Consider the following 21267-nt stretch of genomic DNA (forward strand, 5'->3'; position numbering starts at 1 on the left):
GCGTCCGTCGGGAAGCCACAATGCGCTGCCGGGCAAGGACGAAACCCTTTGCCGGCCGGGCGAAGCCGGCCGGAAACAAACCGGGCCTAACCTCCCCGGAGCTTTCCCGTCCAACCCGATTCAAGGGAGGATTTTATGAAAGCAGCGCTCTTGGTCCTGTCGCTTCTTGGCCAGCCCACGATTCCGATTTCAGACCGTGTGCCCATCTTCAATGTGGAAGCCCTTTGCCGGGACGTTTCCGCCGACGACAAGGCCTCAGGGCTCACCCTGGCGCAGGACGCCGGCGAGTGCGTGCGTGACGAGACAATTGCGCAGCAACAGCTGAGCTCGACCTGGCTGACTGTTCCGGGCCCCGCGCGCGATAGTTGCGAAGGCGAGGCTGCTGCAGAGGGAATAGAAAGCTATGTCGATCTGCTCACCTGCCTGCAGATGGCAGGCTGGGCGAATCCGACTCCGCCGCCGAAGCCCCCGCTCAGGGGAGCGAGCAAGATGCGGAACGCCAAGAATGAGCTGCGGAACGAATTGAAGAATTAGCTGCGCAGGTGACAATGGGGACGAGAAGACGGCGGAGCAGCTTCTTGGCAGGTCGCGTATCATAGCGTGCGCGTTCGCCGGCAGCGGGGTCCTGCGAGCGATGCGACGAAGTTCCGGGCGCCGGGTGGCGGTCGCCATCAATGATGGGCCGACACGCCCTTGATGCATTGGGTCAACAGATCAACGCTGGCGAATTGGCTGACATCGCCCAGGCTGATCATGCCGACCATCCGCCTGCTCTTGTTGATCACGGGCAGCCTGCGGATTTTCAGCGTCTCCATGTGATGCACGGCTTTCGCCAGATCGTCGTCTTCCCGGCAGCAATGGATGCCTTCGGTCATCACGTCCCGCGCCGTCATGCGCGCGGCGTTGAAGTTCTTGCTCGCGAGGCCTTTGCAGACGATGTCGCGATCGGTCACCATCCCGATCAGATGGTCGTCATCGCCGATCGGAATGCAGCCGATGTCGTGCCCTTGCATCAACTTCGCGATCTCGGTGATCGGGGTGTCCGGGCTGACCCAATCGACACCCTTGTGCATCACGTCCTTGACCTTCATGGAGGACCTCCGTTGCGAACGCAGCCCCCGTGACGCGATTATACTACGAACCGGGCGCGACCGCACGCGCGCCGCGACGAAGGCGCAGGAAAAATCATCCCGCTGCCATGCTGCGTCAACCGTGCGTGCTGAAGCGTCCATGCGGCGCACTGGCCGTCAGCCGTTCGAACTGTGCATGCGTCAGGTGAAGCAGCGTCTCATGGTCGCCGGCTTCGATATAGATCTCGGGCTGCGCCCGGATGCTGTCATCGACGATGAGATCGAGCCCGTAGCATCGGCCTACCGCCGGAACGGCTCCATGCGCGCAGTCCGCGAACAGCCTGTTGATCTCGGTTTCGTTCGCCATCACGAGATCCGCGCCGAGCTTCTCCTTCAAGTCCGGCAAGTTGAGACGGTGCGATGCCGGAACGATCGCGAGCATATAGCCGCCGTCATGGCGCAGCACGACGGCCTTGGCGAAACGATCGCCCGAGACGTGGCAGGCCTGCGCCGTGCGCGCGGATGACATGGTGAAAACGTGCGGGATCTCGACATACTGGATGTTCTCGGCAGCCAGGTATCGGTGGAGCGTGGGGGCAATGGTCATAGCGTAGCCTTTCGGATGGATATGCGAGCCATCCATCGTGAGGCTGCCCCGCCGCACGATGGGCGGCCGCGTGATTGCCGGATGCCAGCATAGGCCTCGCGCTCGAATGCGGCAATCGAGTCGGGGGTTCAGATCGTTCCGGGCGCGCCTTTCCGCTTCGTTTGCCGCCGATCGTTGTGGCTTTTGCTGCGCTTCTCGTGTCTTACGGGATCCTTGCCACAACGTTGGGCCGGTTCTCCCTGAGCCACGCGACGGCCTCGGGTCCATCGACGACGCACGCGAAGGTTTCCCAGGTCGGGTCCTCCAGGGACTCCGATTGCAGTCGCTTCGCCGCATACTCGACGAGATCGTGCAAGCCCTCGTATCCTCGTCGGTGCTCGAGGGACTCTGCAATCGCCGTGCTGGTCCAGCCTCGTCGGGCCAGATCGACAATGCTCGGAGCGTCAGCCTCGCTGAACCAAGGTGTGGCATCGAACTCGATGCAGCGGACATTATCGGCGGTGTGGCAAGTGGCGTGGATCATGGGATTCCTCCGTTCGCCGGCTAGGTTTCACATCGCTGCCTCGCACGCGCTCAGACTTTGACCAGGTCCCCCAGCAGGTTCGCCGCCACCGTCAGCTTGGCAAGCGTCAGGCCGCTGGCCGCAATCTCCTCGACCGAGCGGCGGATGCGCGCCGCTTCGGGGTGAGCCGCGAGCCAGGTCTCGACGGCCTGCTGGCCGGACTGGCCGGTTGCCAGCATATCCGCGGCCAGTCTTCGTTCGGCGCCGGCGATCTGCTCGACGGCGCGATCGACCGCCATGCGTTCGAAATAATCATTTGCCGGCACGCTGCGCGCGGCGGCGACGATGCGGTCGAGACGGAAATTGGCTTCCGCAGCGAAGAAGGTTGCGGCAGCATCGCCGATGGCGCGGGAGGTGCGCTCGGCGACCGTCACGATATCGGGTGCCGCGATCAGAGGGTCGAGATCGGCGAGCTCACCGGCGAGGCCGGCCGGGACGCCGGCATCGGTGAGCTCCTGGCGCCGCTTGCCGCGCGCGGCCTGCAGGTCCGGCGGCAGGGTGGTGTCGAGGGAGGCCGCGATCTCGCGGATACCCGGGCCAAAACGTCCGATCACCGCCTCGAGGCCGTCCTTGAAATCGACATTGCGCACGTACCAGACCATGCGGGAAATCAGGAGGTCCTGGACCGTCGCGTAGAGGCCGAGCTGCACCTGCCCGTCGATGCGGGTGTCGAGCGCGTCGATCGCGTCATTGAGCCGCCTGAGCTCGTAGATCGCGTCCACCGCCACCTGCGCCATGACGATGGTGGAGATATCGGCGTCGGTCTCGTCGGTCAGGCGCACGATACACGCCGGGCCGCCGCGGTTGATCACGGCATTGACGAGACTGGTCGCGATGATCTCGCGTCGCAGGCGATGGAGCTCGACCGCGGCCGGGAATCTATCGGGAACCTCGCGCGGAAAATACAGGGACAGTCTGCGGGCGAGATAAGGATCATCAGGCACGCTGGTGAGGAGCAGGTCCTCGTAGAGCGTCAGCTTGGCGTAGGCGAGCAGCACGGCAAGCTCGGGCCGTGTCAGGGCCTGGCCGCGCCGTGTACGCTCGGTGAGCGCTGCGTCGTCGGGCAGGAACTCCACGGCGCGGCTGAGCAGGCCGCGCTGCTCGAGCGACTGCATCAGGCGGGTGAGGAAGCCGGTCTCGGCCACGCCCTTGCGCTCGGCGAGCGAGAGCGCCAGCGTCTGCAGATAGTTGTTGCGCAGCACCAGCGTGCCGACCTCGTCGGTCATCGCGGCCAGCAGGCTGTTGCGATCGGCGAAGCTGAGGCGGCCCTCGCGCTCGGGGCGCGCCAGCGCGACCTTGATATTGACCTCGACGTCGGAGGTGTTGACGCCGGCCGAATTGTCGATGGCGTCGGTGTTGAGCTTGACGCCCTTCTGCGCCGCTTCGATGCGGCCGCGCTGGGTGACGCCGAGATTGGCGCCCTCGCCGATCACCCGGGCGCGAACGTCAGTGCCTGCGATGCGGATCGGATCGTTGGCACGGTCGCCGGCCTGATCGTCGCTCTCTGCAGATGCGCGGATATAGGTGCCGATGCCGCCAAACCACAGCAGGTCCGTGCGCGCTTTCAGGATCGCCGTCATCACCTCGAACGGCGTGGCCTGCTCCTTGTCGAGATCGAGCAGGCTGCGGACTTCCGGTGCGAGCGGGATCGCCTTGAGCGTGCGCGAGAACACGCCGCCGCCCTGCGAGATCAGCGACTTGTTGTAGTCCTGCCAGCTCGATCGCGGCAGGTCGAACAGACGCTTGCGCTCGGCGAAGCTGGTCGAAGGGTCGGGGGAGGGATCGATGAAGATGTCGCGGTGATCGAACGCCGCCACGAGCCTTGTCGCCGGCGAGAGCAGCATGCCATTGCCGAAGACGTCGCCGGACATGTCGCCGACGCCGGCAGCCGTGAACGGCATGGTCTGAATGTCGGTGCCGAGCTCGCGGAAGTGGCGCTTGACCGCCTCCCAGGCGCCGCGCGCCGTGATCCCCATCTTCTTGTGGTCGTAGCCCTGGCTGCCGCCGGAGGCGAAGGCGTCGCCGAGCCAATGGTTCTTCTCGGCCGAGATCGCGTTGGCGACATCGGAGAAGGTGGCGGTGCCCTTGTCGGCGGCGACCACGAGGTAGGGGTCGTCGCCGTCATGGCGCACAGTGGAATCGGGCGGCACGACGGCGTCGCCGTCGAGATTGTCGGTGAGCTCGAGCAGCGAGCGCACGAAGATGCGATAGGCCTCGGTGCCTTCCGCGAGCCAGGCGTCGCGATTGGACGGCGGCGGCAGCCGCTTGGGCACGAAACCGCCCTTGGCGCCGACCGGCACGATCACGGCGTTCTTGACCTGCTGCGCCTTCACGAGACCCAGGATCTCGGTGCGGAAATCCTGCGGCCGGTCGGACCAGCGCAAGCCGCCGCGCGCGACCTTGCCGAAGCGCAGGTGAATGCCTTCGACCCGCGGCGAGGAGACGAAGATCTCGTAGAGAGGCCGCGGCGCCGGCAAATCGTCGATCCGCCGCGCGTCGAACTTGAAGGAGATGACCGGACGCGGATGTCCATCGTCGCCGATCTGCCACAGATTGGTGCGGATGGTTGACTGCACCAGATTGGTGAAGCGGCGCAGGATGCGGTCTTCATCGAGCGAGGCGACGGATTTGAGCTGCTCCTCGATCTCGGCAAGGAGTGCCGTCTCGCGCGCCGAACGCTCGCGATCGGTAAGCACGAGGCGTGGATCGAGGCGGGTCTGGAACAGTGCGACGAGGGTGGCCGTGATCGCGGCGTTCTTGCGCAAGGTCTCCCACATGTAATCCTGGGTGAACGGAGCGCGGATCTGGTGCAGATAGCGCGACAGCGCCCGGATCGTCGAGACCTCGCGCCAGCCCAGCGCGGTGCGCAGGATCAGGGCGTTGTATCCGTCGGATTCGGCGCGATCTGTGACCACCGCCATGATCGAGGCTTCCAGGCGATGGCTGAATTCCGGATTGATCTCGATCGGCTGGCCGTCGCTGGTCTCGATCGTCATCTCATGCAGCCAGACCGGCTCCGGCCTGTTGCCGGGCACGATCTGATAGGTGCGTTCGTCGACCACGCGCAGGCCGTGATTTTCGATCACCGGCACGCGATAGGACAGCGATAGCGGTGCGGCGTCGGAGAACACCTTCAGGCCGAAGCGCCTGGGATCGTCCTCGCCCTTGTCGCGGTGCACCGAAATCGTCACCGGGCGGGCCGGCGTCAGCCTTTCGATGGTGGCGATGTCGGCGATGGCCTGCTCCGCCGTGAAAACCTCGGTATAGCCGCCGCTAAAGGCCTGGGCATAACGATTGGCGATCATGCGCGCCCGCATGCCGTCGGTCGACGCGGTGAGCGCGGCCTTCAGCTTGTCGGTCCAGGTCGCGGCAATGGCGCTGATGCCGGCTTCGAGCGCGGCGCGCTCGACGACGGGCGTTTTGCCTTCATAGCGCCCGATGATGAAGTGGACGCGCGCAAGTGCGCCCTCAGGGAACGATACGTAGGACGCCGACAGGGTCCCCTTGTAGACCTGCGACAGGAAGGCTCCGACCCGCGTGCGGACGTCGGTGTCGTATTTGTCGCGCGGAATGAAGGTGAGAATGGAGACGAAGCGATCGAACTTGTCGACCCGCGCCAGCGCCCGGACGCGCGGGCGCTCGTAGAGGATCAGGACCTCGATGACGAAATTGTAGAGCGTGTCGACGTCGATCTGGAACAGCTCGTCACGCGGATAATCTTCCAGGATATGCATGAGCGCCTTGCCCGAATGGCCGTTCGGGTCGAAGCCGGCGCGCTGCAGCACCCGCGAAACCTTGTGGCGCACATAAGGGATCTGCCGCACCGAGCGGGTATAGGCGCCGGAGGTAAACAGGCCGACGACGCGCAATTCGCCCTCGAGCCGGCCGTCGGGTGCATAGAGCTTGATCCCCACATAATCCATCCGGATGCGCCGATGGACGAGGCTTGAGACATTGGCCTTGATGACGATCAGCAGGGTCGGCTCGTGCATGAACTCGCGGATTTCCGACGTCATCACCACCATTTCGTTGCCGCGTCGCAGGACCTTCACGTCGGGATCGCGCAGGATGCCGAGGCCTTCGCCGCTGGTGATGTCGTCGGACGCATCGCTGTCGGGCGAGAAGCGATATTCGCGCACGCCGAGGAAAGTGAAATTGTCCGCGCAGAGCCATTGCAGGAACTGACTGGCCTCGGCGACCTCGTCGATCGGCAGCGGCGGCGGATTGGAAGCGAACGTCTTGATTGCTTCCTCGACGCGGTCACGCATGGCGCGCCAGTCGGTGACGCAGGCGCGGACGTTGTTCAACGCCCTGGTCAGTCCGTCGATCAGCTTCTGGCGATCGGCGTCGGCGTCCAGGCGGGTGATGTGGAGGTGGATCAGGCTTTCGCGCGCGCCTCTTGCGCCCTCCGGCAGTGCCTCGCCGTAGAACCGCAGCAGCTTGCCCTCGGCATCGCGCTCCACGGCGATGATCGGGTGGGCGACGAGGGTGACTTCGATGCCCTGCTCGGCGAGCTCCGCCATCGTGGAGTCGTACAGGAAAGGCATGTTGTCGTTGAGAATCTCGAGCACGGAAATCTCGCGCCCGTTCGGCAACGTCGGATTGACCACGCGGATATCGGCGCTGCCCGACGTGCGCCGCTGCACATGCTCCCAGGCTTGCTCCGCCAGGACGGCGAGCGAGGCGGCGTCGTAATTGTCGAGATCCTCGATATTGCTGTAGCCGAACAAGGGCTCGGCAAAGGCCCGCGGGCTCTTGCCCGGCGGCACGCTGCCTGCTGCATCGCGGATCAAGGTTGCCCGGGCCTTGTCGTCACGCCACGCCATCATGTCCTCCATTTGCCGCGCCGTCCGACCGCAGTCGCGATCCTCAGCCTAATTCTGGAGTGCATCTCGTCGAGCGCCGCGATCGCGTGGATAGGCAAGATCCCCGGTCTCGTGCGTCGGCAGCTTCCGACGACAATACTACGATCCCGGAGCGAAAGGCGCACGCTGTTGTGAGGCGTGCCGGAATTTCCGACAGTGGCTGGCGAGGCCGCCGAATCATCGAGGTGAGAAAATTACGAGCAATTTCAATTGTGTATGAGCTCGTGTTTTTATTCTCAATGGCGCGCTGGAGCACCGTTCCGATTGCGCTGCAGCGGCTCTAGTGATTGCGGGTCAGCTCCACGCCATCGACCACCATTTTCCATGTTCCCGCCTCCTGGTGAGGCGGCGTCGACACCTCGAATGTCGTCGGGAGGAATGCAATGCCGACGACGAAATGATCGCCTCGAACCGCCGCAGCGGGGCGTTGATCGACGTCGTGGTGGTCGCGCCAGCCCGGATCAACCGCACGCGCCGATGCCGCGCGGCGCATCGGCGCGCGCGTTAACAGATTGTTCATCGACCACGGCGCGGCAGCCGTAACCGCCGGTTAACCATGGATATTTACGGTGTAGCCAGCCTCTGAACCGGGGCTGTCAGTTGATTTCGAGTCCAATCCTATGGCGTTCGGTCGAAGCGCATCTCCGCGAAGCATCGCCCCGACGGAGCCTGCGGCTTCGTGGGAAGCGCCGCGGGCTGCGACGGCGAAGCCTGACAGCGCTGCTCCTGCGCTGATCAAGGGATCGCTGACCGTCACCGGTGCGCTCTCTTTCCTGCGCGAGAATGGCCGGCGCATCCTGACGCTGGCGCTGGCGCTGTTCGCCCTGGGCGTCATTGTCCTGATGGTCTTGCCGGTTCGATATGCCGCGACAGCCCTGGTCGTCGTCGATCCCCGCGAGCTGCGCGTCACCTCGGAGCAGGACGTGCTGCCGGGCATCGGCCAGGATGCCGCGGCACTCCAAAGCCAGATCGAGATCGCCAAATCGGACGGCTTTCTCCGCCCCCTGATCGAGCAGCTCAAGATCGCCGACGACGCGGACATCGCGGGCGGTTACACCGACATGACGCGCCTGCTCGAAAAATTTCGCAACCGTCTCGATATCTCGCGCCGCGGACTGACCTACGTCATTGCGATTTCATTCACCTCGAACAATGCGGAACGGGCCGCGCATTACGCCAATGCCATCGCCGAGGCGTTCGTCGCGAGCCAAGGCCGTGTCCGCACCGAGGCGACGGACGAGGCGGCCGACTGGCTCAAGGACCGGCTGAAGGCATTGAACGAGCGCCTGCGCGTATCAGAAGATGCCGTTGCCGCCTTCAGGTTCGAGCACAAGATCCTCAATGCCGGCAAGGATTCCACGACCCAGCAATTGCGGGTGACCGATCTCAATCAGCAGGTCTCCGCCGCTCGCGCGCGTACCGAGGAAGCCAAGGCGCGTTACGAGCAGGTGCAACGCGATCTCAAGGCCAATGTCGAAGGTCCGGTGAAGCAGGACCTTCTGAGCATGCTGCGCGCGCAGCGCTCGACCCTGAACGATCAGATCGCGCAGAAGAAAGCGGTGTACGGCGACCGCCATCCCGACCTCGCGATCTCCTACAGCCAGCTGGCTGACATCAACAGGCAGATCGAGGTCGAGCGGAAGAAGAACATCGACACGGTGAAGTCCGAATACGAGGCCCAGCTGGAGCAGCAGAACGCGCTGGAAAAGCAGCTCAGGGCGGTCGAGACGCAGATGCTGGTCGACGGCCAGGCGCTCGTGAAGCTGCAGGAGCTGCAGCGTGACGCCGATGCCAACAAGAACATCTACGAGCAGTTCCTGTCGCGGTTCAAGACGACCAACGAGCAGCGCCAGCTGCAGAGCTCCCAGACCAAGATCGCCTCGCTCGCCATTCCGCCGATGCGCTCGACGCGTCCGCCCCTCGCCTTGCTGCTCGCGGCGCTCGCGATCGGCTCGATCCTGACCTCGACGGCGGCCGTTGCGGCGATGGGAAGCATGTCCGACGGGCCTGCGCCTGCCGAGGCTCCTGCTCAAACTCCTGCTCAGACTCTTGCGCGTGCTGAAGCGGCGGAGACGCAAGTCCAGCGACCGGGCCCGGCCGCGCGCCAGCCCGAGGCGATGCCGAACCTGCCTGTCTGGGCCCGCATTCCCGATCTGGCGCCTGGCGCCGTGGCCAACACCGTGTGGCAAAGGCCGATCACTGCCTCGGCCGAGCTCGACCTCGGCGCGTATCTGCGTCCGCTTCTCGAGCGGATCGATCGCGCGCCGGTGCGCGGCTGCAAGGTCGCCCTCGTGTTGTCGGTCGGCAAAGGCGCCGGCGGTAACACCGTTGCGCGCTCGCTCAATCGCGCGGCGGTGAATCGGGGCATGATGAGCGTGCTGATCCGGCTCCAGCCGGAATTCGCAGGTCACCAGCCTCCGGTAACCGAATGGCAGGACGGCTCCACCACGGCGGGGCTGCAGTCGATCGACGAGCTGTTGAGCGCCGGCAGAAAAGCCGATGCGCGGCCCGAGGACGATATTCGCTCGGAGTTCGATCTGATCGTCGTCCATGCGAGCAATCTCGCACTTCAGCCCGACGCCATCGCGCTGGCCGCGCACGCGGATCTGATCATCCCGGTGGTGCGCGCCGGCGAGCTCGGTTCGGCGGCGATGCGGCGGGTGACCGCTGCGCTGTCGAGATATGGCACCGTGCCGACCGGTCTCGTCGTCAATCACGCGCCGGCGGGTTCAGTGGCGCCTCACCCTGAGGGCAGCGCGTTGAGCCGGGCGGTTTGACGATGCCGACCGCTGGCAAGGCTGCGGCTCATGCCTGAGGCGCAGCGCGCAAGCGCACCTGTAATCTGCTTCACACGCAAACGCGCCCAATGACGCTAGATGAACTAGGGCCCGCCTCCGCGCGGCCCGGTTCGGAGCTGGCGATGATGGCTGCACTGGCAAAGGCGATATCCCGCGCGACGAGAACCAACGTTGATGTCGAAACCGTAAAGGTGCTCGTGATCTTCTCGGGCGCGGGCTTGCTGCTCTCTCTCGTGGCCGCGATGATCTACGGACAGGCCCTCAACGCCGCCTTGTTCTGAGATCGCGCGAGGCGACCGCGCTTCGACCCGAAGCAGGTCCTCATCCCCAGGAGCCCGCCCGAAGCGGGCATCTCGAAGGTATCCGCCTGCATTCGAGCCGTCATTGACGCCGCGAGGCGGCGCCCGCAGGATGCAGCGTCTCCAATGCACGACTATCTCGGCTCGGGATTGCGGCGATGACCTGTCAAGCTCACTCCGTAACGCTGGTGCTCATTGCCCGCATACCGCCCGAGGGTATCGAGGCCTTCCGCGCCTACGAGGATGCCGTCCTGCCGCTACTCCCTTCGTTCAACGGGCGTGTGGAGCGTCGTCTTCGAAATCCGGATGGCACGATCGAGGTGCACATCGTCAGCTTCGCATCCGATGCGGACTTTCAAGACTATCGCAATGATCCCCGGCGCCTTGCGCAAGCCGGGTTGCTGGAAAAATCATCCGCGAAGCTGGAATTGCTTGCGATGGCGGACGTCTCGCAATGGCCGGTGACATCGGCGCAGGGATGATCGGCGGCGCAATGACCGGGATGTAACCGGGCGCGCCGGGCATCATCGAACTGTCATCGCTTCGTCATGCGCGCTCTATGGATCGCTGCTCCCTTGGCCGCGCATCGTGGGGGCTGATATGCATCTGAATGAGACAATGTCGTCCGACCGCCGGTCGATCCTGAAGGGCCTCGCGGCCGCAGCCGTCACGTCCCTGGCGGCACCGGCCATGGCAGCCGATGGTCTGCCGGCGCAGCCGAGCGGCGCGGCGGCCGCCATCGCGACCGACAATGCCTATTGGACGGCGGTGAAGGCGCTCTATTCAGTGACGCCGGATGTCGTCAATCTGGAGAACGGCTTTTGGGGCATCATGGCCGAGCCGGTGAGGCGCGAGTTCATTCGCCAGACCGACATGGTCAACTATCAGAACACCTACTACGCGCGGCAGCGCGCGGGTGCGGATTTCGAGGCCGTGCGCATCAAGGTGGCCCAGGCGGTCGGCGCGGCGCCCGAGGAGATCGCGCTCACTCGCGGCGCGACCGAAGCGCTGCAGCTCCTGATCGGCGGCTACAACAAGCTGAAGCCGGGCGACAGCGTGCTCTACGCCGACCTCGACTACGATTCGATGCAGTACGCGATGAACGCGCTTAAGGCGCGTCGCGGTGTCGACGTGGTCAGGTTCGATGTGCCGGAGCCAGCCACCCGCCAGGCCGTGCTCGACGCCTATGCCCGTGCCCTCGAGGCGAATCCCAGGACCAGGCTCCTCCTCCTCACCCATGTCAGCCACCGCACCGGCCTCGTCATGCCGGTCGCCGAGATCGCCCGCATGGCCAGGGCCAAGGGCATCGACACAATCGTCGACGCCGCCCATTCCTGGGGGCAGATCGACTTCAGGGTGGGCGAGCTCGAGGTCGATTTCGTCGGCTTCAACCTGCACAAATGGATCGGCGCGCCGCTCGGCGTGGGCTTCCTCTACATCAGGAAGGACCGTCTCGCCGACATCGACCGCGACATGGGCGACGAGGACTTTGCGGAGACCGATATCCGCTCGCGGGTTCATACCGGCACGGTCAATTTCGCGACGGTCCTGACGGTGCCCGCGGCCGTGGCGCTCCATCAGCAGATCGGCGCGGCGGCAAAGCAAGCCCGCCTCCGCTATTTGCGTGATTACTGGGTGAGCCGCGCCCGCGGATTCAAGGACATCGAGATCCTGACGCCGGATGAGGTCGGCTCATATGGCGCGATCACGTCCTTCCGTCTCGCCGGAAAGACCAGCAAGGCGGACAACGACGCTATCGTCGTGAAGCTGAGGGACAGCCACAAGGTCATGACGGTGCGCCGGGCCGGCGTTGCCAAGGGCCAATGCATCCGTGTGACGCCGGCGCTCTTTACCGAGGAGGCCGATCTCGACCGCCTCGTCGAGGCGCTCGCCGTGGTCACGGGGACGAAGACGGGGTAGGCCCGGGCGCGGGACTGACATCACCACGAATTCACGGGACTTCATCCTCCGCGCATCTGACAAATGTCAGATGTGGGGCGTCCGTCAGTCTCCGCCGCCCCATTTTATCGGCCCACGGTCTGGTTTATCTCTGTCACTCCGGTGCCCTGCGCAAGGAGGAGACGCGTGCTCGACCATATTCTCAGATTCGTGACGCTCGGATCGATCATCGTTGGCATGGCTGCGATCTATGCGGCGCTACACACCAACAATCGGCGTCTGGGCGCGGACATCTTCCTTCGATATTCCGACCGGGTCTCCGACCTGCGACGCCGCCTTCCGGTCGCGGCATTCCTCGAGCGAGGGGCTGCCGGCGACATTGAGATCACACCGGAAGAGCGCCGGGCGGTACACGAGATCATTCATTCGATCTTCGAGCTCTACGAACTCAAGGTGCATGGCTTCTTTCCGCCGGCGATCTGGAAGATCAGGGAGCCCGATATCGAACGGCTGCTCTCGCTGCCGGTCTTTCAGCAGGAACTGGCGGGCCTGGAGGGCCGATATACGAGACATCCGCGTTTGACAGCTTGGCTTGAGAAGATCAGGGGTCAGCAAGAGACGGCCTGACTTTCTCAGTGAACCGGTCGACGGTCTCACCGCCAGCCAAGCGCCGGCGCGACGTGCTTCAAGATCGCCTCGATCGCATGGGCGCAATAGTCGACACCGAGCTGGTTCGGGATCGTCAGCAGAAGCGTATCGGCTTCGGCAACCGCCTCGTCCTGCTTGAGCTGCTCGATCAGTGCGTCCGGCTCGGCCGCATAACTCCGGCCGAAGATCGCGCGCGTTTGCGGGTCGATGAAGCCGATCTGGTCTTCGCCTCCGCGCTCCCCGCCGAAATAGGCGCGGTCGCGATCGTTCATCAGCGCGAAGATGCTGCGGCTGACGGACACGCGGGGCTCACGGGTGTGGCCTGCCTCCGTCCACGCGGCGCGATAGCTACGGATTTGCGCCGCCTGCTGCACATGAAAAGCTTCGCCGGTCTCGTCGTTCTTCAGCGTCGAGCTCTGCAGATTCATGCCGAGCTTCGCCGCCCACACCGCGGTCGCGTTCGAGCCGGCGCCCCACCAGATGCGTTCGCGCAGGCCTGCCGCATGTGGTTCGAGGCGCAGCAGTCCCGGCGGATTGGGAAACATCGGCTGCGGATTGGGCTCGGCAAAACCTTCGCCGCGCAACAGGTCCAGAAAGACCTCCGCGTGGCGCCGGCCCATGTCGGCATCGCTCTGGCCGTCAGCCGGGCGATAACCAAAGTAGCGCCAGCCGTCGATCACCTGCTCCGGCGAGCCGCGGCTGATGCCGAGCTGGAGCCTCCCGCCGGCGATGAGATCGGCGCTACCCGCATCCTCGATCATGTAAAGCGGGTTTTCGTAGCGCATGTCGATCACGGCCGTGCCGATCTCGATTGTGCTGGTTCTCGCGCCGACGGCGGCGAGTAGCGGGAAGGGCGAGGCCAGCTGGCGCGCGAAGTGATGCACGCGGAAATAGGCGCCATCCGCGCCGAGCTGTTCCGCCGCGACGGCCAGCTCGATGGATTGCAGCAGCGTGTCCGCCGCCGAGCGGGTCTGCGATTGCGGCGAGGGCGTCCAGTGTCCGAAGGACAGAAATCCGATCTTTTTCATGGGCGTCATTTAATGATGGCAGGGGCGGCGTCAACCGCCTGCTCTGGCGACGGGGGTATGCGACGGGGCTGGCGCGAAATGCTCGGCCCGTTCGACCAGGAGATCCAGGAAGGTTCGCGCGCGCAGCGACATCCACTGCGTCTCCGGATAGACCGCATGCAGGGGCAGCGCGGCGATGGTGTAGTCCGGAAGCACATGTTCGAGCTCGCCGCTGCGAAGGCCCTCCGCGGCATTCCACTCGGGCAGGATCGCGATGCCGAGATGCTGCATCGTCGCCTCCTGCATCGCATCGGCATCGTCGACGTGAATGGGTCCGTTGATCGATGCGACATGACGGCCGTGCTCGGATTCGAAGGCCCATTGGTGCGCCGGCGACATCCGTGAATAGACGATGCACTGGTGCGAGCTGAGATCGTCAGGTGTCCTCGGCAGCGGGCGGCCGTGCAGATAGGTGGGGGTCGCGACCAGATGGCGCTGCACGGTCCCGAGCCGGCGGGCGACCAGCGTGCTCGCCTCCAGGTTTCCAATGCGCAGCGCCAGCTCGATGCCTTCTTCCACCAGATTGACGAACCGCTCGCTGAAGCGGATGTCGACCCGCACTTCCGGATAATTCCGAACGTACTCGGCGATGACGGGCATCACGTAGCGCCGTCCGAACGACGACGGCACGCCGATCCGGAGCGTGCCGGTGGGGCGGGGTGCGGCCTGTTCGACACTCGACCGCGCCATGTCGAAGCTGTCGAGGATCTGCCGCGCGAGATCGTAGATCCGGTGCGCTTCGGCCGTCGGCTTCAGCGTGCGCGTCGTGCGCGAAAACAGCTGCGTGCCGAATTCGCTTTCAAGCATCGCAATGCGCTTGCTGATCGCGGGCTGGCCGATCCCGAGCTCCTTGGCCGCAGCCGAGAAGCTGCCGCCCTCCAGGGCGCGAACGAAAGCGCGCAGGCAATCGATCCGGTCCATAATTCATTCCGATCTGGAATAAATTATATCCCATTTATTCCGTGGTGCGGAACTCGGCGGGTCGCTAGGCTCCCTCAAAACAAGCATTCACAGGGGAGGAGACGAAATTGGCACGCCATATCGGAATTGTCGGCGCCGGCATCGCCGGCCTGCATCTCGCGCTTTACCTGCAGAAGCAGGCGTGGACGCGACAATCATCACGGATCGACCGCCCGAGGAATACAAGAACATCCGCCTGCTCAACACCGTCGCGCATCACCACGTGACGATCGCGCGCGAGGACTATCTCGGCGTCAATCATTGGAGCGATCCGAAGGACCATTATTACTACCACGACCACGTCTTCAATTTTCCGCAGCCGCTGAGTTTTCGCGGTGATTTCTCGAAGCCGAGCCGCGCCGTCGACTATCGGATCTATCTTCCTGCCCTGATGCAGGATTTTGTCAGCCGCGGCGGCAAGATCGAATACCGCCGCATCGAAGAGCGCGACATTCGTCCGCTGGTCGCCCGCTTCGATCTCCTGGTCGTCTCGACCGGGAAGGGCCCGCTGGGCCAGCTCTTCACTTACCGGCCGGAGCACACGCCCTATTCGCAGCCGCAACGGCGGCTGTGCGTCGGGCTTTACACCGGCGTGCGGCAGCCCGATCCCATGAACGTCACGCTCTCGGTGTCTCCAAGCCATGGCGAGATGATCGTGATCCCGACCATTACGTTCGGCGGTGTCGCCAACGCGCTGTTGATGGAGAATGTGCCGGGCGGCGACATGGAGGAACTGGCCACGCTCAGCTACGACGACAACCCGAAGCACTTCTTGAAGGTGCTGCTGGGCAAGCTCGAGAAGCACCACCCGACGACCTACGACCGCATCGACACCGCGCGGTTCGATCTCGCGCAGCCGCAGGACCTGCTGCAAGGCGGCGTGGTCCCGACGGTGCGCAACACTGTGGTCGAGTTCGACGACGGCAAATGCGCGATCGCGCTCGGCGACGTCCATGCGATCGTCGATCCCATGATGGGCCAGGGCGCCAATATCGCGTCCTATGCGGCCTTCGTGCTCGGCGAGGAGATCGTCAACGCCGACGCGCTCGACGTGCGCCTGTGCGAGAAGATCGAGCTGAAGCGACAGGATCGCGTGCTGGCGGCATCGCGCTGGACCAATGTGATGCTGCAGCCGCCGACGGAAGCGCTGGGCATGCTGATCGGCGCGATGAGCCAGAACCCGGCGCTGGCCAACGAGTTCACCGAGAATTTCAACTACCCGGACCGGCAGTGGGATCGCATCTGCACGCCGCAGCGCATCCAGGCCTGGATCGAGCGCATGTCGGCGCCGCCTGAGCCGGTCAGGGCGATTGCGTGAGGCCCGATGCGAGCGGAGGCTGAGGTGCAGCGCGCCAATCCGGCGTCATTCCGCGAAGCCGCGTCGCGCTTTGCGACCGGCGTCGCGGTGCTGACCGCGCTGGACGAGCACGGCCGCGTCTGCGGCATGACCGCGAACAGCTTTGTCACCGTCAGCTTGTCCCCGCCGACCGTGCTGGTGTCGGTCATGCCGGGACGCATGCACCGGGCGATCTCGGCGACTGGACGCTACTGCGTCAACGTCCTGCCCGAGCATGGCCGGGACCTGTCGCGGCACTTCGCGAGCCAGCCGAACACCGGCGCTGCTCCTGATTACGACATCGTCGACGGCCTGCCGCGTCTCTCCGGCTGCATGGCCTGGTTCGCCTGCGAGGTCACACGCCACGTCGATGTCAGAGACCACACGCTGATCATCGCCGAAGTTTCGAGCTGCGACTATCGCGACACCACGCCGCTGGTGTTCTTTTCCAGCCGGTATCATCTCGGGCCGGGCGTGCCGGTGGATCGGTGAGGGTTGCAGCGGTCCGCGGCTTGAGCGGATCTGGTGTTTTCCTGGCTGCATCGGGGCGCTTTGGCGTTACCGCCGGGACTAGCTTGCCCTGGCGTTCTTTGCGCGAGGGGGCGTATCGTTGACGTTGTCGGCGCGCTTGGGATCGTCCGCGGCACGCCATTGTCGTGGCGTCATTCCGGTCCAGCGCCTGAAGGCGTGGGTGAATGCGCTGACTTCGCCATAGCCGAGCAGCCAGGCGGTTTGCGAAATCGGCAACTCGTCCTTTTTCAAATAGCTTTTGGCGAGGTCGATTTTCAGCTCGTCCATAATGCCGGTGAAGGTCAGTCCTTCCGACGCGAGGCGCCGCGCCAACGTGCGGTGGCTCATGCCGAGCCGGCGCGCGATCTCCTCAGCCCGTGCCTCGCGATGGGGAAGCAGTGGCGCGATGGCATTCTCGACGCTCGATCTGAGCGAAACTCCCCCAGGCTTCCGATGTGCAAGCGCCTCCTCGCAGAAGGTCACCAGCAGATCGTTCAAGTGGTGATCGGCACTTTCGATGGGCATCTGTCCCACGGACTGAGGGAAGGCGATCTCATCGACGTCTGATCCGAACTCGATCTCGCAACCAAGGAACGACCTGACCTCCGCGGGCATCGCTCGACGGCGATGGGCGACTTTGACACGGCTTGGCACCACGCGGCGGTTGGTCAGTGCGCGGTTGATTCGAATGATAGAGGTCACCCAGAATTCGATCTGGTGCCGATCTGACCGCCGTTCCACGCCGACATAGCTCAACGCAATCGCCATGTCCTTCGCGGCAAATCGCAGTGAAATTCCCTCGTTCGCGAGGCGGCAATAGCGCTCCGTCTTTGACAAGGCTTCAGCGACTGTCCCGGATGAGGCCGCGACATAGTAGAGCAGGCCGATCTCACGAAGGTCGAAGTCCCGTGCCAGGTGAAATCCCAGGGCGTCGTCGTGCAGCGCCTCGGCACCAAGCTCCAGAAACTTGATCTGGCTTTCAACGCTCAGCCGCGCCTTGCGGTCTTGGATCTGCTCGAGGGTCAATCTGGCCTTGGACAGCAAGCCGTCCGCCTGAATGCCGGCTTCGCGCAGGCGGGCCCACACCAGGCGGGCGATGCCGCCGGTCGCACTGGGCATGGCTTGCAATTGGGGCGAACGGGCAGCAGCCACATCGAACCCTTTCGTCGTTGCCGCTGCGGCCTTGAGTTCTCGGCTCGCGCATCGGGATCGCGGCATAGAAAATCAAGTTATTGGCTCACGATAACAAGAAACCGGGTGTCATGTGACTTAAATCGGCGATCTGTCCCCCTAGGTGCGTCGTCTGTACTCGGGGGCGAACCCACCCCGAAAAAGCCCGAAGGCCTTGATGTCCAGCTGCGATGGCGCGCCGCCTATAAACGTGAAGATATTGCGAAGTTACGGAAAATTGCTCGGAATTCCTCATATCGCTCATGGCCCACGGACGGTTGCGCTTGAGCGCGTTGGCGATTGCGAGATCAACATGTTCGAAACGCTTGAAACCGGTTCAGCTGCGGCGCCCCTGTTCTGGATGGAGCTGTTCGATCTTCGCGTTCACGCCTCGCGCGACAGCCGCGGATGCCACAACATGAGCGACGCAGTCGCAGCGTTCAACGATTTTGCTTCGCAGGCGAGCCGCCTGGCGGAGGTGCCGCCGTGCGACACCGGCGAAGCCGTAGGCTGACAATTGCCGCGTCCACCGAGAGTATTCCCAGCGGAAAACGCAGCGCTTCTGACGCGCGGCCAGATTCTTGGCTACGACACGGAGCGGATGGCGTTTCTGTTTACGATGACGTATGGCGCCAGCATCGTCGACTGCGAGATAAGCAGCGTCGCGCTGGACGACCTTCACGGCTCGAAGGGCACGCGTCCCGACGAAAGGGAGACCCAATTCAGGTGTCTCCGCGACGCGGTCGAGCGCCTTGCATCATACGCTTTCGAACAGCAGGGCAGGCGGCAGCGCGAGCGGCTCCGCATCTTCTCCAAGCACGTCAAGGCGCTCTGACGACCGCCAAAGCAAGGCCGCCGCCAACAACGGCAACGCATATGCAATTTGTGCCACGTGAGATGCTCGACATCTCCCTCTTAAACATTTCACTCGACCATGGTCTGCAAGACCGGGTTCCGCAGTTGTCGCCGGCTGGGTGTTGCCGCGCCGTGACATCCAGGCACGCTCAGCCGGCATAGACTGGTCGATATCCGGTGCCCCTTCCGTTGCCCGGATGGTGAGTTATCGCGCTCTTGCGTCCAGTTGTGAGTGTTGCCGGTGGTCCGGACGAGTCGCATCAGTGCTCCAGCAGTTTTGTTGGCTTTGTCGATCGCAGCAGTCCTGGGCGGCTGTGCAGGACGTCCGTCGCAGGGCGTGCTTGTTCCGACAGCGCAGGTCGCCCCCGGAAATACAAATGTCCCGATCTACGTCGTCACCAATCGCAAGCGATCCGACGTCGATCCCGGTGAGATGTTCAGCGGGGACCGTTCGGACGAGTTGTCCTTTGCCGAGGTGACTGTCTCGATCCCGCCAGATGCCGCGCGGAAGATCGGCGAAGTGCAGTGGCCCGCGAGCCTGCCCGGCGACCCCCAACGGGATTTCACGACTGTGTCGGCCGACTATCTCGACAAGACGCATTTCGCTGCGTCTGTCGCCGCGGCGATGAAGCAGTCCGGTCGCAACAAGGTGCTTGTCTTCGTCCACGGCTTCAACAACCGCTTCGATGATGCGGTCTATCGCTTCGCGCAGATCGTGCACGACTCCAAAGTGCCGGTCGTTCCCGTGCTTTTCACCTGGCCATCGCGCGGCGAGCTGAGGCTGCGCGCGTATACCTATGACCGGGAAAGTGCCAATTTTTCGCGTGACGCGCTCGACAATCTGTTGAGCACGCTCGACGCCTCGCCTGCCGTCGGCGAAGTTTATCTTCTGGCTCATTCGATGGGCAATTGGATCGCACTGGAAGCACTGCGAACGCGGGCGATCCGCGCCCCGGCTGTCGCGTCGAAGCGCAGCAAGCTGAAGAATGTGATGCTGGTGGCACCCGACGTGGATGTCGATGTCTTCCGCTCGCAACTGAACCGGATGAGCGGCGCGCGGCCCCCCATCTCGTTGTTCGTCTCGCGTGACGACGGCGCGCTCTCGCTGTCGAAGACGATCTGGGGAGACGTCGCCCGCCTGGGCGATATCGACCCGACCCAGGAGCCTTATCGAACTGAGCTCGCGCGCGACCGGATCGACGTCTACGACCTGACGAAACTGGCGGTCGCCGGCGACGACGCCCACGACCGGGCTTTCGAGCAGGTAGGCCCGGTTGTCGCAATGATCCGCCAACGCATGGCCCAGGGCCAAGCGCTGGGTGAACAGAAGGCGGCCGCGGGCCCGCTCGCGCGGCTTGCGGAGTAGCGCGAGAGGCAGGCCCTGCCTGGCTTTTTCATGGCGACGTGTCGACGAGGCCGTGACGTCTCAGGCGTAGGCCACCCAGCCGCGGAACGTGAAGCCGGTATAGAACAGGGTCGGGTCGGAGAAGCCTGCGTCGCGCAAGATCACGACGTCCTGCTCTGGTGCCAGAATGCTCAACTGGCCGTCGACCGCCTTTCGCGCGGCGGCCGCCTTGTCGGGCTCGACTCCGGCTGCGGCGAGAAAGGCCGAATAGCGCGAGAGCCAAAGCGGCCGTTCATCGTCGTTGCCGGGGATGCTGAAATGGGCCGCGACGAACGGCGCGCCGGGCTTGAGGCGGCGGCGGATTTCGGACGCTATTCGCAGCCGTTCCTCGACATCGACGAAATGCAGGGTCAACAGGCACGTCGCGCCGTCGAACGGCCCCTCCGGCGCATCGTCGATATAGCCTTGATGCAGATGCGCGCGCGACACGAGCGGGCCCAGCGTCTGCTTCGCGAGATTCAGCATCGCCGCGGACGGGTCCACGCCATCAAAGGTCCAGCGCGGCTGCGCTTGCGCAAAGGCATTCAGCTCCAGGCCGCCGCCGGCGCCAAGAACAAGTATTCGCGCATCTTCACGCGCACGCTCGCCCAAAAGGATCGCCGCCATGGACAGCATCGAATTGTAGCCGGGAACAAACCGTGGCGGCCCTTCGGTGTACTTCGCCACCATCTGCGGATCGGAGAACGCGTTTTGAATGTCGGTCACGATGTTGTCCTGCTGAGGGGAGTCGGTCACGCGTGATGCGCGCTCATGCTGTGAAGCTTTCGCGCACCCAGGCGCTTGCGCAGATCGTCGCTCAGCATCGCCAGCGACACTTCGGCAAAGCGCGACAGCAACAACGCCTCTGCATCGTCAAAGGCCTGATCGAGCGCGGCATTGACGGCCTGCTCGACCAGGCAGCCAGGCGCCTCGGTCCGGTTGCCCATGGCCAGAATCGAGGGGCTGCCGAGCGCGGTGTAGACATCGCGCAGCGTCACCTTCGACAGATCGCAAGCCAGCGTCCAGCCGCCGCCGTGCCCCTTCTCGGAGCGGACGTAACCGAGGTCGCGCAGGCCCGCCATGATGCGGCGGATCACCACCGGGTTGGTGTCCATGGCCTTCGCCAGGGTCTCGGACGTGAACGGGCCAGGCTGCTGCGCCATGTGCAGCAGGACGTGGAGCACGCCTGATAATCGGCTGTCTCGCTTCATGTAACTTCATATGTTACATGATGGCG

At 64.3% G+C, this 21267-nt stretch carries 20 protein-coding genes and 1 pseudogene; 11 read left to right on the plus strand and 10 right to left on the minus strand.

Going from position 1 to position 21267, the window contains the following annotated elements:
* Positions 1 to 135 precede the first annotated feature (135 nt).
* On the plus strand, positions 136 to 534 hold the full coding sequence (locus tag CT676_RS29710) for a hypothetical protein (RefSeq protein ID WP_085399987.1): 399 nt from the start codon (positions 136 to 138) through the stop codon (positions 532 to 534).
* 137 nt (positions 535 to 671) lie between these two features.
* On the opposite strand, the gene CT676_RS29715 is transcribed toward CT676_RS29710, so the two are convergent.
* From CT676_RS29715 to CT676_RS29735, 5 genes are all read right to left on the minus strand, one after another.
* Positions 672 to 1091, minus strand: a complete 420-nt coding sequence (locus CT676_RS29715; RefSeq protein WP_085399989.1) for a CBS domain-containing protein — start codon at positions 1089 to 1091, stop codon at positions 672 to 674.
* A gap of 115 nt (positions 1092 to 1206) precedes the next feature.
* Complete coding sequence (locus tag CT676_RS29720; RefSeq protein WP_085400052.1) at positions 1207 to 1677, minus strand: YbaK/EbsC family protein; 471 nt, start codon at positions 1675 to 1677, stop codon at positions 1207 to 1209.
* A gap of 202 nt (positions 1678 to 1879) precedes the next feature.
* Positions 1880 to 2200, minus strand: coding sequence for a hypothetical protein (locus CT676_RS29725; protein WP_063979802.1), 321 nt, complete (start codon positions 2198 to 2200; stop codon positions 1880 to 1882).
* Positions 2201 to 2250: 50 nt separating this feature from the next.
* Positions 2251 to 7077: an NAD-glutamate dehydrogenase gene (locus CT676_RS29730; RefSeq protein WP_135215950.1), complete on the minus strand. Its 4827-nt coding sequence runs from the start codon at positions 7075 to 7077 to the stop codon at positions 2251 to 2253.
* 307 nt (positions 7078 to 7384) lie between these two features.
* On the minus strand, positions 7385 to 7624 hold the full coding sequence (locus CT676_RS29735) for a hypothetical protein (protein WP_193560915.1): 240 nt from the start codon (positions 7622 to 7624) through the stop codon (positions 7385 to 7387).
* 100 nt (positions 7625 to 7724) lie between these two features.
* Here CT676_RS29735 and CT676_RS29740 point away from each other — a divergent pair, with 100 nt between their 5' ends.
* The 5 genes from CT676_RS29740 (at position 7725) to CT676_RS29755 (ending at position 12727) form a co-directional block, all read left to right on the plus strand.
* Positions 7725 to 9881 (plus strand): GumC family protein, encoded by a 2157-nt coding sequence (locus tag CT676_RS29740; RefSeq protein WP_135215951.1) that lies wholly within the window; start codon positions 7725 to 7727, stop codon positions 9879 to 9881.
* A gap of 143 nt (positions 9882 to 10024) precedes the next feature.
* On the plus strand, positions 10025 to 10183 hold the full coding sequence (locus tag CT676_RS44370; protein ID WP_166104648.1) for a hypothetical protein: 159 nt from the start codon (positions 10025 to 10027) through the stop codon (positions 10181 to 10183).
* Between the two features lie 176 nt (positions 10184 to 10359).
* Positions 10360 to 10683 carry a hypothetical protein gene (locus CT676_RS29745; protein WP_085399994.1) on the plus strand — a complete coding sequence of 108 codons (324 nt, stop codon included), beginning with the start codon at positions 10360 to 10362 and terminating at the stop codon, positions 10681 to 10683.
* Positions 10684 to 10819: 136 nt separating this feature from the next.
* Positions 10820 to 12121 (plus strand): aminotransferase class V-fold PLP-dependent enzyme, encoded by a 1302-nt coding sequence (locus CT676_RS29750; RefSeq protein ID WP_244623305.1) that lies wholly within the window; start codon positions 10820 to 10822, stop codon positions 12119 to 12121.
* A 165-nt stretch (positions 12122 to 12286) separates the two neighbouring features.
* Entirely contained in the window at positions 12287 to 12727 is a 441-nt protein-coding gene (locus CT676_RS29755; RefSeq protein WP_085399998.1) for a hypothetical protein, read from the plus strand.
* A gap of 26 nt (positions 12728 to 12753) precedes the next feature.
* Here the strand turns inward: CT676_RS29755 and CT676_RS29760 are convergent, their stop codons facing one another.
* A complete protein-coding gene (locus CT676_RS29760) occupies positions 12754 to 13776 on the minus strand; it encodes an LLM class flavin-dependent oxidoreductase (protein WP_085400054.1) in 1023 nt (340 codons plus the stop codon).
* Positions 13777 to 13806: 30 nt separating this feature from the next.
* Positions 13807 to 14736 carry a LysR family transcriptional regulator gene (locus CT676_RS29765; RefSeq protein ID WP_085400000.1) on the minus strand — a complete coding sequence of 310 codons (930 nt, stop codon included), beginning with the start codon at positions 14734 to 14736 and terminating at the stop codon, positions 13807 to 13809.
* Between the two features lie 107 nt (positions 14737 to 14843).
* Here CT676_RS29765 and styA point away from each other — a divergent pair.
* Both styA and styB read left to right on the plus strand, forming a co-directional pair.
* Positions 14844 to 16093 (plus strand): annotated as a pseudogene (gene styA / locus CT676_RS29770) (styrene monooxygenase subunit StyA).
* A gap of 6 nt (positions 16094 to 16099) precedes the next feature.
* Positions 16100 to 16603, plus strand: a complete 504-nt coding sequence (gene styB / locus CT676_RS29775) for a styrene monooxygenase NADH-dependent flavin reductase subunit StyB (RefSeq protein WP_085400003.1) — start codon at positions 16100 to 16102, stop codon at positions 16601 to 16603.
* 78 nt (positions 16604 to 16681) lie between these two features.
* Here the strand turns inward: styB and CT676_RS29780 are convergent, their stop codons facing one another.
* Positions 16682 to 17773, minus strand: a complete 1092-nt coding sequence (locus tag CT676_RS29780; protein WP_224580953.1) for an AraC family transcriptional regulator — start codon at positions 17771 to 17773, stop codon at positions 16682 to 16684.
* Between the two features lie 331 nt (positions 17774 to 18104).
* On the opposite strand from CT676_RS29780, the gene CT676_RS29785 reads away from it, so the two are divergent.
* The 3 genes from CT676_RS29785 to CT676_RS29795 all read left to right on the plus strand — a co-directional run bounded on the left by CT676_RS29785 (position 18105) and on the right by CT676_RS29795 (position 20012).
* On the plus strand, positions 18105 to 18305 hold the full coding sequence (locus CT676_RS29785; RefSeq protein WP_244623307.1) for a hypothetical protein: 201 nt from the start codon (positions 18105 to 18107) through the stop codon (positions 18303 to 18305).
* 3 nt (positions 18306 to 18308) lie between these two features.
* Positions 18309 to 18626 (plus strand): DUF1488 family protein, encoded by a 318-nt coding sequence (locus tag CT676_RS29790; protein WP_205124614.1) that lies wholly within the window; start codon positions 18309 to 18311, stop codon positions 18624 to 18626.
* A 252-nt stretch (positions 18627 to 18878) separates the two neighbouring features.
* Entirely contained in the window at positions 18879 to 20012 is a 1134-nt protein-coding gene (locus CT676_RS29795) for an alpha/beta hydrolase (RefSeq protein ID WP_071909205.1), read from the plus strand.
* A 60-nt stretch (positions 20013 to 20072) separates the two neighbouring features.
* Here CT676_RS29795 and CT676_RS29800 read toward each other — a convergent pair whose 3' ends face one another.
* A complete protein-coding gene (locus tag CT676_RS29800; RefSeq protein ID WP_135215953.1) occupies positions 20073 to 20786 on the minus strand; it encodes a class I SAM-dependent methyltransferase in 714 nt (237 codons plus the stop codon).
* Entirely contained in the window at positions 20783 to 21241 is a 459-nt protein-coding gene (locus CT676_RS29805; RefSeq protein WP_085400006.1) for an Rrf2 family transcriptional regulator, read from the minus strand. The genes CT676_RS29800 and CT676_RS29805 overlap by 4 nt, the downstream gene beginning before the upstream one ends.
* Between the last annotated feature and the right edge of the window lie 26 nt (positions 21242 to 21267).

It is taken from the genome of Bradyrhizobium sp. MOS001, from assembly GCF_004634465.1.
Classification (GTDB): Bacteria; Pseudomonadota; Alphaproteobacteria; order Rhizobiales; family Xanthobacteraceae; genus Bradyrhizobium; species Bradyrhizobium barranii.

What these genes read in the sequence shown, in the direction of transcription:
- CT676_RS29710 (WP_085399987.1), top strand. Translation starts at nt 136, where the DNA reads ATGAAAGCAGCGCTCTTGGTCCTGTCGCTTCTTGGCCAGCCCACGATT.
- CT676_RS29715 (WP_085399989.1), bottom strand. Translation starts at nt 1,091, where the DNA reads ATGAAGGTCAAGGACGTGATGCACAAGGGTGTCGATTGGGTCAGCCCG.
- CT676_RS29720 (WP_085400052.1), bottom strand. Translation starts at nt 1,677, where the DNA reads ATGACCATTGCCCCCACGCTCCACCGATACCTGGCTGCCGAGAACATC.
- CT676_RS29725 (WP_063979802.1), bottom strand. Translation starts at nt 2,200, where the DNA reads ATGATCCACGCCACTTGCCACACCGCCGATAATGTCCGCTGCATCGAG.
- CT676_RS29730 (WP_135215950.1), bottom strand. Translation starts at nt 7,077, where the DNA reads ATGGAGGACATGATGGCGTGGCGTGACGACAAGGCCCGGGCAACCTTG.
- CT676_RS29735 (WP_193560915.1), bottom strand. Translation starts at nt 7,624, where the DNA reads ATGAACAATCTGTTAACGCGCGCGCCGATGCGCCGCGCGGCATCGGCG.
- CT676_RS29740 (WP_135215951.1), top strand. Translation starts at nt 7,725, where the DNA reads ATGGCGTTCGGTCGAAGCGCATCTCCGCGAAGCATCGCCCCGACGGAG.
- CT676_RS44370 (WP_166104648.1), top strand. Translation starts at nt 10,025, where the DNA reads ATGATGGCTGCACTGGCAAAGGCGATATCCCGCGCGACGAGAACCAAC.
- CT676_RS29745 (WP_085399994.1), top strand. Translation starts at nt 10,360, where the DNA reads ATGACCTGTCAAGCTCACTCCGTAACGCTGGTGCTCATTGCCCGCATA.
- CT676_RS29750 (WP_244623305.1), top strand. Translation starts at nt 10,820, where the DNA reads ATGTCGTCCGACCGCCGGTCGATCCTGAAGGGCCTCGCGGCCGCAGCC.
- CT676_RS29760 (WP_085400054.1), bottom strand. Translation starts at nt 13,776, where the DNA reads ATGAAAAAGATCGGATTTCTGTCCTTCGGACACTGGACGCCCTCGCCG.
- CT676_RS29765 (WP_085400000.1), bottom strand. Translation starts at nt 14,736, where the DNA reads ATGGACCGGATCGATTGCCTGCGCGCTTTCGTTCGCGCCCTGGAGGGC.
- styB (WP_085400003.1), top strand. Translation starts at nt 16,100, where the DNA reads ATGCGAGCGGAGGCTGAGGTGCAGCGCGCCAATCCGGCGTCATTCCGC.
- CT676_RS29785 (WP_244623307.1), top strand. Translation starts at nt 18,105, where the DNA reads ATGTTCGAAACGCTTGAAACCGGTTCAGCTGCGGCGCCCCTGTTCTGG.
- CT676_RS29805 (WP_085400006.1), bottom strand. Translation starts at nt 21,241, where the DNA reads ATGAAGCGAGACAGCCGATTATCAGGCGTGCTCCACGTCCTGCTGCAC.